We start from the raw sequence: 12,716 nt of genomic DNA on the forward strand, positions 1-12,716 counted from the left end.
GTATAACTATTCAGGCCCGCGTTATACCTCTTATCCTACAGCACTTGAATTCCATGAAGCATTTACTATTGCCGATTATGATATGGCGTGTGCCCAATACCCTGACAGGCCACTTTCGCTTTATATTCATATCCCGTTTTGTCACAAACTTTGTTACTACTGTGGTTGTAATAAGGTGATTACCCGTCATTCGCATAAAGCCGACGACTATTTGGATGTGCTCGAACATGAGATTCGCCAACGAGCCTCTTTGCTGCATGGCCGTAGAGTCACACAACTGCATTTCGGTGGCGGCACACCAACCTTTTTAACTCAATTGCAAATTAGCCGTTTAATGGCCATTTTGCGTGGTGAGTTCCGCTTTGAAAATGACGCAGAAATCAGTATTGAAGTTGATCCGCGTGAAATCGAGTTAGAGATGCTTGATCACCTGCGCAGCGAAGGATTTAACCGCCTGAGCATCGGCGTACAAGATTTCAACAAAGAAGTGCAAAAGCTGGTGAACCGCGAGCAAGATGAAACCTTTATTTTTGCTATGGCGGAACGAGCTAAACAGCTGGGTTTTCGCTCAACCAACCTTGATCTCATATACGGCTTGCCTAAGCAGACTAAAGGCTCTTTTGCTAAAACATTAGCGCAAGTGTTGGAGATGAAGCCGGGTCGATTGTCGGTATTTAACTACGCGCACATGCCGCAGCTGTTCGCTGCGCAGCGTAAGATTAAAGATGAAGATCTACCTACGGCGGAAGAAAAACTGGCCATATTACAAGACACGATCGCGACCTTAACGGGTGCTGGTTATCAGTTCATTGGCATGGACCATTTTGCTCTGCCCAATGATGAGTTGGCCGTCGCGCAGCGTGAAGGCATTTTACATCGCAACTTTCAAGGTTATACCACGCAAGGTAACTGCGACTTAGTTGGCTTTGGTGTCTCAGCCATTTCAATGATTGGGGATGCGTATGCGCAGAACCAAAAAGAGCTGAAAAAATACTATGAGCAAGTCAATGAGTTACGTCATGCACTCTGGAAAGGGGTGGCACTGGATAGTGATGACTTACTTCGTCGCGAAGTGATCAAGCAGCTTATCTGCAATTTCAAATTGGATAAAAGCCAAATTGAAGCACAGTTTGACGTGACGTTTAATCACTACTTCAAGCAAGATCTTGAGTTGCTACAAACTTTTATTGATGATGAGTTAGTGGAAGTCGATGAAAAAGAGATCCGCGTTACTTTGCGCGGGCGATTGTTGATCCGCAACATCTGCATGTGCTTTGATAAATACTTGCGTGTTCGTGCTCGTCAGCAACAATTTTCGCGGGTAATTTAACGCCCTTACCATGAATCATAAAGCCACTGCTCGTCAGTGGCTTTTTCTTTGAAAAGAGGGATGAGTTATGGCGTAAGGTATTTATTCGCTGCAACATCCCACAATGCTTTGATTAATGGGTTATCAAGCTGCGAGCGTTTGCAGCACACACCGAGCTGAAATGGTTTTACGGGTGCTAATTTAAGGCGTTGGATCTTATCTCTCACCGGGCTATTGTTGATCACCACATCCGGCGCAATGCCGATACCGCAACCAAGCGCGACCATGCTAACAATTGCTTCATGCCCTGAGCTCTGCGCGTAGATATTGGGTTTGATCTTCATTTTTTTAAACCATGCATTGGCTCTATCTCTTGCCGTTCCGGCTTCAGGAACAATAAAAGGGACAACTGACCAATCGGGTGTGTCATTTTGCAGTTGTTCGATAAAGCTACTGATCCCAAGCGGCGCGATCACCGATAAGGGTATTTCACCAATCGTTTCAAACTCAACGCGAGCTGGTAGCTGTTCGGGCATGGCTGAAATGGCAATATCCGCTTCATCATTCAAAATCTTATCAATCGCTTGAGCAGGATCGCCAGTCAAGAGTTTGAACTCAATATACGGATGGCGAACTCGAAAATCGGACAGTAACTGAGGCAGGTGGCTATAGCTGGCAGTGACGGAGCAAAACAAACGAATTTCACCTTGTAATACGCTGTTTTGGTTTTTCATTTGTACGTTATATTGCTGCCACTCTGTAATGATTTTGAGTGCAACAGGAACCAGTTTACTGCCTGCTGGCGTTAGCTCAACGCTACGATTATCACGCACAAATAAGCTTTGGCTAGTTTCTTCTTCCAGCTTCTGGATCTGCCGGCTGAGCGCGGATGGGCTGATGTGCATCGCGGCGGCAGTCTTACTGAAGTTTTTACTCTCACACAGATGGATAAACATCTGCAGGTTTTTAATGTTCATAAGTTAATCACATCACGTTGCATAAATTGCAATAACTAATTGTGAATATATCACTTTAAGCAACTTGATGTCTGCTTTAGTATCAGTTTATTCGGTTCTAGAAACCGACCTGATGGAAAGAATCTTTAAAGGAGAGCGCTAACATGGCTAACTATTTCAATACCCTAAATCTACGCCAACAACTTGACCAACTTGGTCGTTGCCGCTTTATGGATCGCTCTGAGTTTGAAAGCGAAGCCGAGTACCTCAAAGGTAAAAAAGTAGTGATTGTCGGTTGTGGTGCACAAGGTTTAAACCAAGGCCTGAATTTACGAGACTCTGGCCTTGATGTCTCTTATGCATTGCGTCAAGCGGCGATCGACGAACAGCGTCAGTCCTATAAAAATGCTAAAGAGAATGGTTTTGAAGTGGGTAGCTATGAAACGCTCATTCCTCAAGCAGACTTGGTCATTAACCTAACGCCAGATAAACAGCACAGCAATGTTGTCGAAACCATCATGCCGCTGATGAAAAAAGGTGCAGCATTGGGGTATTCTCACGGCTTCAACGTGGTTGAAGAAGGGATGCAGATCCGTAAAGACATCACGGTTGTGATGGTGGCGCCTAAGTGCCCGGGAACCGAAGTGCGTGAAGAGTATAAGCGTGGTTTCGGCGTGCCGACTTTGCTTGCTGTTCACCCAGAAAATGACCCTCAAGGTGAAGGTTGGGATATCGCAAAAGCTTGGGCGGCGGGAACGGGCGGTCATCGTGCTGGCTGTTTGGAATCCTCTTTCGTTGCCGAAGTAAAATCGGACCTTATGGGCGAGCAAACCATCTTGTGTGGCATGCTACAAGCGGGTTCGATTGTGTGCTATGAGAAGATGGTAGCAGAAGGTATTGACCCAGGTTACGCAGGTAAACTACTGCAATACGGTTGGGAAACGGTAACCGAAGCGCTGAAATTTGGTGGCATCACTCACATGATGGATCGCCTATCAAACCCAGCAAAAATCAAAGCGTTTGAGCTGTCTGAAGAGCTTAAAGACTTGATGCGCCCACTGTACAACAAACATATGGATGACATTATTTCTGGTCATTTCTCTAGCACTATGATGGCTGACTGGGCTAACGATGATGCTGATTTACTGGGTTGGCGTGCTGAAACCGGTGAAACTGCGTTTGAAAACTACCCACAGTCTGATGTACAGATCACTGAGCAAGAGTACTTCGACAAAGGTATTTTGATGATTGCCATGGTTCGCGCTGGGGTTGAGCTGGCATTTGAAGCTATGACGGCTTCCGGTATTGTTGAAGAGTCAGCTTACTATGAATCCCTGCATGAGCTGCCACTGATTGCCAACACAGTAGCACGTAAGCGTTTGTATGAAATGAACGTGGTTATTTCTGATACGGCAGAGTATGGTAATTACCTGTTTGCCAATGTCGCAACACCGTTACTGCGCGAAAAGTTCATGCCAAAAGTATCTACTGATGTGATTGGTAAAGGCCTTGGTGAAAGCTCGAATTTCGTTGATAACGCGACCTTGATTGAAGTGAACGAAATTCTTCGCAACCATCCGGTTGAGTACATCGGTGAAGAGTTGCGCGGTTACATGACAGATATGAAACGCATTGCCGTCGGTGGCTAAAGGCTAATTCACCTTCCGGTGGTTAAGAAGGGGCCGAGAGTTCGCCCCTTTTCGATGACGAGAATGATGACGTAAAGCTCCAGACTGACTGGAGAGAATAAATACAAAAGCAAACACAATATAAAACAAAAGGCTTGGTCGCCGTTGACCAAGCCTTTTTTATTGGGAAATTTTTATCTCAACCGGGCAATATTATTTGGCGGTGATTTTCGCTTCTAGCTCGGCCAATTTTTGCTCCATTTCAGTGAGCTTTTGGCGAGTACGCATCAATACTTGAGTCTGTACATCAAATTCTTCACGGCTCACCACGTCCAATTTATTTAATTGGCCTTGGATCACTTGGCGGATTTTTTGATCAACGTCGGCACCCAAATCTTTTACGGGTTGAGGCATTGAATCGTGAATTTGTTTGGCAATTTGCTCAAGTTTTTTAGGGTCAAACATAGCGGCTTACACTCCTGTCAGTTTGTCTCCATTCTAAGCAATTGAGCTGAGAATGTCGTTATTCAAGGTAAGAAAAAGGCCACTGAGGTGGCCTTTTTTGAAGCAGTCTTAATTATATTGTGTTATTTATTTTCAGCGAGTCGGCGTTGTGCTGCTTTGGCCTCGTCAACTCTGGCTAGCTTTTCGAGGTCTTTATCCTCAACAAACACAGGCAGTGGCTTATGTTTTTCGGCTAGATAGCTGTAAATCACAGGCAGTACGAATAGCGTAAATAGTGTACCAATCGCAAGACCTGCCACAATCACAATACCAATACTAAAGCGCTGAGCTGCACCTGCACCCGTTGCGTACATCAACGGGATCAAACCGGCAATCATCGCTGCTGTCGTCATTAGAATTGGGCGAAGACGCACTTTGGCTGCCTCCATCACCGCTTCGATGCGAGACTTGTTATGGTGTAGCTGCTCTTCTTTCGCTACTTCACAAATAAGAATACCGTGCTTGGTGATAAGACCAACCAGTGTAATCAACCCTACTTGCGAGTAGATGTTCATGGTTGCTGCGCCCCAAGCCAGTGCAATTAATGCTCCGCAAATGGCGAGAGGAACAGATACCATGATAACCAATGGATCTTTTAACGACTCAAATTGAATCGCCAGTACCAAGAAGATGATGGCGAGTGCCAAACCAAAGGTCGCGTAGAGTGCGCTTCCCTCAGTCACGTATTGACGTGCTTCACCCATATAATCGTGGTTGTAGCCTGCGGGCAGTTTAGTCGCGGCAACATCCTCAAACCACGTAATCGCATCACCCATTGCAACTCCTGGGCCCGGTACACTTCCGACGGTTGCCGAGTTTAGCTGGTTAAAGTGCGGCAGTGAGCGCGGCTCTGCAATCACATCAATGGTAATTAGGCTCCCTAATGGGATCATTTTTCCGTCAACGGCACGCACAAAGTAGTGATTCATCGATTCAGGGTTGAGGCGATATTTACGTTCAACCTGCGGGATCACTTCATAAGAGCGGCCATTGAGATCGATGCGGTTGACATAGCCATCCGCCATCATGGTCCCTAATGTCGTGCCAATATCCTTCATCGTGATGCCATAAACCCCAGCTTTATCTTTGTCGATATTAATTTTCATCGTCGCAGAATCGTAATTGAGGTCTAAATCGGAGTACACAAACATCGGGCTTGCTTTCACTTCTGTTAGCACTTCAGTGGCAATAGCAAACAAACTTTCAAAGCTATTGGGTGTAGTGATGACAAATTGAATTGGCAATCCAGAGCCTGCACCGGGAAGTTCAGGCATTTGGAAGGCCGTCACGGCCATGCCTGGAATATCTTGCACTAAGGTGCCGACTCGAGTAGCAACCTCAGCTTGGCTTGCCTGGCGTTCACTCCAAGGCACCATAGAGGCAATACCAAACGCTTGGTTGGAGCTTGGAACACCGGTAAAGACTTGAGCAAACTGAACTTCTGGCTGTTCAGACAGAATCGTATTCACGTCATTCATGGTGTTTTGTAAATAGTCCAAGTTCGCATTCGAAGAACCCGTACCAATTAACATGACCACGCCTTTATCTTCAGAAGGGGCAAGCTCACTTGGAATGAATTTGAACAGCATAGGCAGGCTGGCAAACACGATCACCGCAAAGGCAATCACGACAGGACGGCGCTGCATTACTTTCTCGAGTAATTTCGCGTAGCGGTTACTCATTGAATCAAGTAATCCATGCACTTTTTGTTCAAACTTGTTGGGCTCTTCGTGCGCTTTAAGCATTTTAGAACACATCATGGGTGAAAGTGTCAGTGCAACAATACCTGAAACAAATACAGCACCAGCCAGTGTGAGTGCAAACTCTTTAAAGAGTGAGCCTGTTATGCCACCCATCATCGCTATCGGTGCATAAACGGCGCCCAGTGTCAGAGTCATCGCAATTACCGGAACGGCGATTTCACGAGTACCAATAATCGCGGCACGAAATGGTGATTCGCCCAGCTTAATGTGGCGGTCAACGTTTTCTAGTACAACGATTGCATCATCCACCACAAGGCCAATAGCCAATACCATCGCTAGCAGTGTCATCAAGTTCCATGAGAAGCCCATTCCCTGCATTACCATAGCAACACCAACTAAGGATAGTGGAATGGTAACAATCGGGATGATAACGGCACGTAAAGAGCCTAGGAATAGAGTAATGACGACAAGTACGATCAAGGCGGCTTCAGCGATGGTTTTTATGACCTCATGGATCGATTCATTGATCGCCACCGTGGAGTCATACATCACGTTCATTTCGATGTTACTTGGTAGATTACGCTTTAACTGCGGTAACAGATCCAGCACATCTTGAGCAATGTTGATTGGGTTTGCGCTAGGTGCTGCGTTGATGGCTGCTACAACCGCTTCTCGGCCGTTTGCACTTGCGCGGTAAACATCATGGCTTTTTTCTAGCGTGACGTTTGCAATATCACCTAGGCGAATAACATTGCCGTCGCCCGTTTTAACCACTAGGTTTTTCAGCTCATCGACATTTGACACTTGCGTATCGGCACTACCGTTATACAGCACGAATTCGCCAGTGGCTTGTCCTGTTGCTGATTGATAGTTGTTGGCATTCAGCACGTTCATCACATCGCCCGCAGTGAGCTGTAGTCCTGCCATTTTTGCTGGATCAAGCCAAATGCGAAGGGCGTATTTCATACCACCATACAAGTCAATCTTAGAGACGCCGTTGACGGTGAATATTTGAGGGTTAAATACACGCTCAAGATAGTCAGTAATTTGGCTTGAACTAAGTTCATCACTAGTGAAACCAATATACAGCACCGCGGTGGTTGAGCCGGTAGACATAGTTACCGTCGGATCTTCGGCCTCTTTAGGAAGCTGTGAGCGTACCGAGTTCGTTTTTGCTAACACATCTGAAAGTGCAGCGTTGGGATCGGTATTGAGCTTCATCGTTACGGTAATCGTTGATTTACCCAATACCGAAGAAGAAGTCATATAATCAATGTTGTCGGCTTGTGCGACTGCTTGTTCCAAAGGTTGAGTGATAAAACCTTGGATTAAGTCGGCACTTGCACCGTAATAGCCTGTACTCACTGTAACAACGGTATTCGTCATTTCAGGGTATTCACGAACCTGCATTTTGAAAATAGCTTGAAAACCAAGCAGAGCTATCAAAAAGCTGATCGATACCGCGAGCACTGGACGTTTTATAAAAACATCAGTAAAACGCATGATTCCTCCAATTACAGCATCGGTGTTTCAGCAGGTGGTGTAGTCGCATTACTTTCGACTACCCGAACTTTCGAATGGTTACTTAAGCGCACTTGACCTGAAGTGACCACGATGTCTCCATCTTGTACACCCTCTAAAATATGCGCCACAGCACCTTTGCGTTCACCTACTTTTACAACGCGCTGCTCTACTCGTTTAACGCCATCTTCTTCTTTCAACACGTAAACATTATCACCATACAGGGTGAAGGTAATGGCGGTTTGAGGAAGCGTGACTTGGTTTTCTAATTTCGGCAGGATGATGTTGGCACGAGCAAACATACCGCTGCGTAGTTTACCGTCACTATTTGGAATATCGGCTTGCACTTGGATTAAACCACTTTGAACGCTAACGGCAGGCTCAATCGCAGTAATGGATCCTGTAAACGCTGCATTAGGATAAGCATCGATAAAAATATCCACTTGCTGGCCTAATGAAATACGAGAAATATCCGTTTGTGGAACGGTAAAGCGCAGACGCATTACACTGGTATCTTCCAAGCGAACAATATCGGTGCCTGGCTGTAGGTATTGGCCTAAATACACATTACGAATACCCACTACACCAGCAAAGGGCGCTTTGATTTCACGACGATCAATGGAAGCTTTTAAACTTTCAATATCTGCAGACAAAGAGTAGTAGTTTGCTTCGGCTTCATCATAAGCTTCTTTTGAAATAGACCCTTTAGCAAATAGACCTTTATAGCGTTCGTATTTCGCTTTTGCCGCTGGTAGGCGAGCTTGTGAGCTTTTTAAATTCGCTTTCTCAACCGCAGAATCAAGCAAAACTAAAGGTTGGTCTTCTTCAACTTGTGTCCCTGATTCAAATGAAATCTTATCGATCACGCCGCTGGTTTCAGATGTCAGTGTCACGCCTTGATTGGGTTCAATAAAACCAATCGCTTCAATCACTGGGATCCAATCAACAGGAGTTACATCGGTCACTGTCACTGGAAATTCAGGTTCAGGACGGTTGGCCATGAATTCGGCAATTTTTTGTTGTTTAAACAGATTAAAACCTATCACGCTACCAAACAGTAGGAAGGCGATAAGTAACATAAAGAATGTCCACTTTTTCATTCTAGTCAGAACTCCAAGTTAGTGTTGAGTAATTGCATCCCAACTGGCGTCAATCACGGCACTGAGTGCGCTGTCATCCAGTTGATAACATTCCATCGCTTTTTTACGGGCAAGGGCGACCGTTGTTTCGAAGCTTAAAGCAGACAAAATCTGGTTATCCAACGGCTTGAATAATCCCTGCTCTTTACCTTGATCAAATAGTAAATCCACTTTGGCAAACATTTTTCGCTCAAGTTCCTTAACATTGCAACTGATTGTTGTTGGCAATGATTCATATTGAACTCGGTTGCTGAGTGTTGCACTGCTTGATTGTGCTAATTCCCAGATATTAAGCCACATCATTTTAAAGCGTTCTTTCAAAGGCATCTCATCATCAATATTGGCTTGCACCGCATCAGCAATATGCTGACAAACGTGTAAGCGAACTGTCACGAGAAGATGATCTTTGTCATCAAAGTAACGGTAAATTGTTCCCGTTGCGACACCGGCTTCTTTGGCTAATTTGTGCATCGATAAGCCTTGAAATCCAGATTCAGCGATCAGCTTTTCAGCAGCCACCAATATCTGCTGGTACTTATCCACGTGAATACAGTTAGACATGCTGACATCCCACAGTGAATGAACGTTCATTCATTATAGACCAAACTATAGCCCCTTATGCAATACACTAGTGTAGTAAAATGACAAAAATCTTATGGTGAATGACGTAGTAATCAGTAAAGCGCGGCATTATCATAGACGGCCCAAATAAAAGTGATACGAGTACCTCATGAAGCTGAATCCAAGACAAGACGAAGCCGTCAAATATGTATCGGGCCCATGTCTAGTATTGGCGGGGGCTGGCTCGGGTAAAACGCGCGTAATTACCAACAAGATCGCTTACTTGGTTCAACAGTGTGATTATAAAGCGCGCAACATTGCTGCCGTTACATTTACTAACAAAGCCGCTCGAGAAATGAAGGCGCGGGTAGCACAAACGCTTGGAAAAGCTGAGTCAAAAGGGCTGCTCGTTTCCACATTTCATACTTTAGGCCTCAATATTATCCGTCGGGAATATAAATTTTTGGGCTTGAAAGCGGGGTTCTCTCTGTTTGACGACCAAGACCAGCTTGCGCTGCTCAAAGAGTTGACAGAGAAACAGCTCGAGGGCGATAAAGATCTGCTGCGCCAATTGCTCAGCACCATCTCCAACTGGAAGAACGACATGTTGACGCCAGAGCAAGCGAAAGGTTTTGCTCAAGGTGAACAACAACAGCTGTTCGCTTACTGCTTCGATCTTTATCAAAAGCAAATGAAAGCGTATAACGCGCTCGATTTTGATGATCTTATTTTAATGCCGGTGCTGTTATTGCAAAACAACGCCGAAGTTCGTCAGCGTTGGCAAAACCGCATTCGCTACTTGCTGGTGGATGAATATCAAGATACCAATACCAGTCAATACGAGTTAGTGAAATTGTTGGTTGGAGAACGTGGCCGTTTAACCGTGGTGGGTGATGATGATCAATCCATCTATTCTTGGCGAGGGGCGAAACCGCAAAACCTCGTGTTGCTGGGGCAAGATTACCCAAATCTTAAACTGATTAAGCTTGAGCAGAACTACCGTTCAACCAGCCGTATTTTGAGAGCGGCCAATATTCTGATTGCTAACAACCCACACGTGTATGAGAAAACGCTTTTTTCTGAGATCCCTGAGGGTGAAAAACTCAAAGTTTTGCTAGCGAAAAATGAAGATCATGAAGCGGAGCGGGTCACTGGTGAACTGATTGCGCATAAATTTCTCAATCGCACCGAATATCGTGATTACGCGATATTGTACCGCGGTAATCATCAGTCACGCTTAATTGAAAAATCGCTGCTGCAAAACCGCGTGCCTTATAAGTTATCCGGTGGAACGTCATTTTTTGCCAGAGCCGAAATTAAAGACATCATGGCTTACCTCAAAGTGTTGGTGAATCCTGACGATGACAATGCTTTTTTACGCATTGTGAACACGCCAAAACGAGAAATTGGCCCAGTCACGTTAGAGAAATTGGGTAGTTACGCCAATATGCGTGGCAAAAGCTTGTTTTCGGCCAGTTTTGAACTTGGCTTAGAGCATCATTTGTCTGGAAGAGGGCTCGACAACTTGCGTCAGTTTACGCAATGGTTAGTGGCTATCTCAGATCAAGCTGAACGAGGCAATACCGTTGAAGCGGTGCGATCGTTAGTCCGAGATATTCATTATGAAGATTGGCTGTATGAAACCTCTTCCAGTCCCAAAGCGGCCGAAATGCGTATGAAAAACGTCTCTGATCTCTATTCTTGGATTGTGGCCGACCTTGAAGGTGACAACTATGACCAACAAGAAAAATCACTCAAAGAAGTTGTACAGCGCTTAACCCTACGCGACATGATGGAGCGAAGTGAAGAAGAGGATGAGAGTGATGCCGTTCAGTTGATGACACTGCATGCATCGAAAGGCCTTGAATTTCCTTACGTTTATTTGATTGGCACTGAAGAGGGTATTCTTCCTCATCAAACCAGTATCGATGAGGACAACGTCGAAGAAGAACGTCGTTTGATGTATGTCGGGATAACTCGCGCGCAGCGAGAACTGACTTTCACTATGTGTAAAGAACGTCGTCAATACGGGGAACTGCTTAAACCCACACAAAGTCGCTTTTTGGATGAATTACCCTTTGACGATGTTGAGTGGGAACAGAGCAAAAAGCCAGTAAGTCAAGAAGAGCGAATGGCGAAAGGACAAAGTCATATTGCTAATTTGCGCGCTGCCATGTTTAAGAAATAGTGCTTAAAAAATAATAAAAACAAAGGTTTGGAATTAAAGCCAAACCTTTGTTTTATAGGGGTTAATGTATTAAAGACCTGCAATCATATGCTCAATGGCGGCAACGATTTCGTCGTCAGAGCAATCCATACAGGTTCCTTTAGCTGGCATGGCATTAAAGCCTTGCAGTGCATGATTTTTCAATACATCTTTACCTTGGGCGATACGTGGAGCCCACTCTTCGGCATTGCCAATTTTAGGTGCGCCACTGATGCCTGTAGAGTGGCAAGCGATACAGAATGTACCATAAACTTGCGCGCCATCACGAGGGCCTGTCGGCTCTGCCGCAACGGGTTCACTACCCGCTAAGTAAACATCACCTACAGGTTTAATGCGATCAGCAATGGCATCGTATTCAGCTTGGCTGGTTGCCAATGCAACACTAGAAAAGGTTAAAGCAGCGAATAACACGCTTATGATTCGTCGAGACATATCCATTAAACTCACTTTATATTCCAAAGGTAAGTTCATGCTTACCTATTTATACTTAGATTTAGAGTGTGGCTGATTTAAAAGCCATTCAAGCTGTTAAATCAATGTAAATATTGGGTGATTATATCCCGATAAGTTGTTGCAATAAACAACAAGTTGCGATCTTCAAGGGGTGAGTCACATCCTTATTGTAGAGGTAATAATGGTTATCTGATGAAAAAGGCGTCAAACGATAAAAAAAGTTGAAAAAGTACTAGACGCCCTAGTGTGAACTCCGTATTATTCCACTCCGCCGATAGGGCATGCGCCCGTAGCTCAGCTGGATAGAGCGTTGGCCTCCGGAGCCAAAGGTCGAAGGTTCGAATCCTTTCGGGCGCGCCATCCGGATGCTTATATAAATAAGTAGCAAATTGGCAAAACAGTGGTGGCTATAGCTCAGTTGGTAGAGCCCCGGATTGTGATTCCGGTTGTCGCGAGTTCAAGTCTCGTTAGCCACCCCATTATTTGGTAACTTCGGTTTCCTTTCTTGATGAAAGTCGAGAAAAAAAGATTTACATCGATGAATAGACTAGTTTGATAGTGCATCATGATGTTAGGAATAGCGGAGTCAGAGGGTTCTCTATCGCTTATTCCAAAAAATGAATTTGTATCGGTGAATAGCGCAGCTTGGTAGCGCATCTGGTTTGGGACCAGAGGGTCGGGGGTTCGAATCCCTCTTCACCGACCACTTTTCTTT

The 12,716-nt window shown here is 45.1% G+C and carries 9 protein-coding genes and 3 tRNA genes; 6 read left to right on the plus strand and 6 right to left on the minus strand.

Annotation, left to right across the window (positions count from 1 at the left end; all coding sequences use genetic code 11):
• On the plus strand, positions 1-1,330 hold a 1,330-nt coding region (gene hemN / locus B9J87_RS09835), incomplete at its 5' end, for an oxygen-independent coproporphyrinogen III oxidase (protein WP_094150493.1).
• A gap of 65 nt (positions 1,331-1,395) precedes the next feature.
• Here hemN and ilvY read toward each other — a convergent pair.
• The gene (gene ilvY, locus B9J87_RS09840; protein WP_013855649.1) at positions 1,396-2,286 is read right to left on the minus strand and encodes an HTH-type transcriptional activator IlvY; all 891 of its coding nucleotides are present in this window, start codon (positions 2,284-2,286) and stop codon (positions 1,396-1,398) included.
• 143 nt (positions 2,287-2,429) lie between these two features.
• Here ilvY and ilvC point away from each other — a divergent pair, with 143 nt between their 5' ends.
• On the plus strand, positions 2,430-3,914 hold the full coding sequence (ilvC, locus tag B9J87_RS09845) for a ketol-acid reductoisomerase (RefSeq protein WP_013855650.1): 1,485 nt from the start codon (positions 2,430-2,432) through the stop codon (positions 3,912-3,914).
• Positions 3,915-4,106: 192 nt separating this feature from the next.
• Here ilvC and ubiK read toward each other — a convergent pair whose 3' ends face one another.
• From ubiK to B9J87_RS09865, 4 genes are all read right to left on the minus strand, one after another.
• Entirely contained in the window at positions 4,107-4,358 is a 252-nt protein-coding gene (gene ubiK / locus B9J87_RS09850; RefSeq protein ID WP_010319855.1) for a ubiquinone biosynthesis accessory factor UbiK, read from the minus strand.
• 122 nt (positions 4,359-4,480) lie between these two features.
• A complete protein-coding gene (locus tag B9J87_RS09855; RefSeq protein WP_013855651.1) occupies positions 4,481-7,603 on the minus strand; it encodes a multidrug efflux RND transporter permease subunit in 3,123 nt (1,040 codons plus the stop codon).
• A gap of 11 nt (positions 7,604-7,614) precedes the next feature.
• Positions 7,615-8,721, minus strand: a complete 1,107-nt coding sequence (locus B9J87_RS09860) for an efflux RND transporter periplasmic adaptor subunit (RefSeq protein ID WP_017042454.1) — start codon at positions 8,719-8,721, stop codon at positions 7,615-7,617.
• A gap of 18 nt (positions 8,722-8,739) precedes the next feature.
• Positions 8,740-9,351, minus strand: coding sequence for a TetR/AcrR family transcriptional regulator (locus B9J87_RS09865; RefSeq protein WP_013855653.1), 612 nt, complete (start codon positions 9,349-9,351; stop codon positions 8,740-8,742).
• A 139-nt stretch (positions 9,352-9,490) separates the two neighbouring features.
• On the opposite strand from B9J87_RS09865, the gene rep reads away from it, so the two are divergent.
• Positions 9,491-11,509 carry a DNA helicase Rep gene (rep, locus tag B9J87_RS09870; protein WP_017048508.1) on the plus strand — a complete coding sequence of 673 codons (2,019 nt, stop codon included), beginning with the start codon at positions 9,491-9,493 and terminating at the stop codon, positions 11,507-11,509.
• A 69-nt stretch (positions 11,510-11,578) separates the two neighbouring features.
• Here the strand turns inward: rep and B9J87_RS09875 are convergent, their stop codons facing one another.
• Positions 11,579-11,986 carry a c-type cytochrome gene (locus B9J87_RS09875; RefSeq protein ID WP_088718017.1) on the minus strand — a complete coding sequence of 136 codons (408 nt, stop codon included), beginning with the start codon at positions 11,984-11,986 and terminating at the stop codon, positions 11,579-11,581.
• A 298-nt stretch (positions 11,987-12,284) separates the two neighbouring features.
• Here B9J87_RS09875 and B9J87_RS09880 point away from each other — a divergent pair.
• From B9J87_RS09880 to B9J87_RS09890, 3 genes are all read left to right on the plus strand, one after another.
• A tRNA-Arg gene (locus tag B9J87_RS09880) sits at positions 12,285-12,361 on the plus strand.
• Positions 12,362-12,404: 43 nt separating this feature from the next.
• Positions 12,405-12,480: transfer RNA gene (locus B9J87_RS09885), tRNA-His, on the plus strand.
• A 150-nt stretch (positions 12,481-12,630) separates the two neighbouring features.
• Positions 12,631-12,707: transfer RNA gene (locus tag B9J87_RS09890), tRNA-Pro, on the plus strand.
• The last annotated feature ends 9 nt before the right edge of the window (positions 12,708-12,716 follow it).

Source organism: Vibrio sp. V19_P1S1T109 (assembly GCF_002241375.1).
Classification (GTDB): Bacteria; Pseudomonadota; Gammaproteobacteria; order Enterobacterales; family Vibrionaceae; genus Vibrio; species Vibrio anguillarum.

Excerpts from the sequence above, each read along its gene's own strand:
- ilvY (WP_013855649.1), bottom strand. The coding sequence starts at position 2,286 with ATGAACATTAAAAACCTGCAGATGTTTATCCATCTGTGTGAGAGTAAA.
- ilvC (WP_013855650.1), top strand. The coding sequence starts at position 2,430 with ATGGCTAACTATTTCAATACCCTAAATCTACGCCAACAACTTGACCAA.
- ubiK (WP_010319855.1), bottom strand. The coding sequence starts at position 4,358 with ATGTTTGACCCTAAAAAACTTGAGCAAATTGCCAAACAAATTCACGAT.
- B9J87_RS09855 (WP_013855651.1), bottom strand. The coding sequence starts at position 7,603 with ATGCGTTTTACTGATGTTTTTATAAAACGTCCAGTGCTCGCGGTATCG.
- B9J87_RS09860 (WP_017042454.1), bottom strand. The coding sequence starts at position 8,721 with ATGAAAAAGTGGACATTCTTTATGTTACTTATCGCCTTCCTACTGTTT.
- B9J87_RS09865 (WP_013855653.1), bottom strand. The coding sequence starts at position 9,351 with ATGAACGTTCATTCACTGTGGGATGTCAGCATGTCTAACTGTATTCAC.
- rep (WP_017048508.1), top strand. The coding sequence starts at position 9,491 with ATGAAGCTGAATCCAAGACAAGACGAAGCCGTCAAATATGTATCGGGC.
- B9J87_RS09875 (WP_088718017.1), bottom strand. The coding sequence starts at position 11,986 with ATGGATATGTCTCGACGAATCATAAGCGTGTTATTCGCTGCTTTAACC.